At 50.2% G+C, this 1,067-nt stretch carries 1 protein-coding gene; it reads right to left on the bottom strand.

Features of this window, described 5'->3' with window-relative positions; genetic code table 11:
- Window positions 1-54 precede the first annotated feature (54 nt).
- Window positions 55-990 carry an IS5 family transposase gene (locus DXZ20_RS37110; protein WP_163696824.1) on the bottom strand — a complete coding sequence of 312 codons (936 nt, stop codon included), beginning with the start codon at window positions 988-990 and terminating at the stop codon, window positions 55-57.
- Window positions 991-1,067: the final 77 nt, after the last annotated feature.

The following is a 1,067-nucleotide window of genomic DNA, read 5'->3' on the forward strand; positions in this document are numbered from 1 at the left end:
GGCTTTGGTGCGTGAATATTCTGTCAGACAGATCAGTCCTTTAGGAGGTCGATCTTAGCCTTCAACAGGGTAGCTGTCCGGCATCCCCAAGTGAGTGAACTGGTTGATAATTGAACATTCCAACAGTAATTCTGTCGTTTGATTCTCAATACATCGTGCAGACACGTCACCTGTGAAAATGGTTTTGAGTCGATACATCATGGTTTCACTCAAAGACCGTCGATGATAGTTAATCTCTTCTTTCCAGGTAGACCGTCCCTTTTTGCGAATAGCTCGTAGGTTTTCGTCGCGCGGATGAGGGTCCCCCTTGCGATTGCCATGGAACCAAATTTTGGCATCCTTCCGGGGAGGAATGGCTGCGGTTGCTTCGCGCTCATCAATGGCATCGTAGCAATAGGTGCGGTCGTAGGCCCCATCGGCACTCACTTGGTCAATATCGTCTGGAATTTGGTCCAATAGATCTGGCAACACCTCGCCATCACTCATTGAATTTGAGGTGACGACGGCAGCCAGAATCTCTCCGGTGTGCTCATCGACCCCCAAATGTAGTTTGAGCCAGGTACGACGTTTACTCACCCCGTGCTGACGGGTTTTCCATTCCCCTTCTCCATACACTTTAATACCCGTACTATCGACCACCACATGACGACCACCGGATGCAGGCTTAGTCGGTACGTCAATCGTTAGCGTCTTTTGGCGACGCGACAGGGTTGTATGCACCGGTAACTCGACCGATACTCCCATCAGCTCGAAGATAGACCCCGCAAAGCCAATTGTTTGACGTAAGGCCAGCCCATAAATCACTTTGAAGGTCAATAACGTTTGAATGGCTAAGTCACTGTACTCCTTGGAGGCTCCAGGTTTCTCTGTCTTTTGAGTGGTTTTCCACCCGGCAATCACCTCATCACTCAGCCATAAGGTCAGACTTCCTCGCTTCACCAAGGCGGCGTTATACTCAGACCAGTTGCGGAGTTTGTAGGGGCGTTTCATCGGTACCGTGTTTGTGTGGTAACTGCACTTTACCGGCTTCTATGGCTCCGCAGCTACCTTATTCACGCACCAAAGCC

The sequence above is a fragment of the Adonisia turfae CCMR0081 genome (genome assembly GCF_011009555.1).
Classification (GTDB): Bacteria; Cyanobacteriota; Cyanobacteriia; order Phormidesmidales; family Phormidesmidaceae; genus Leptothoe; species Leptothoe turfae.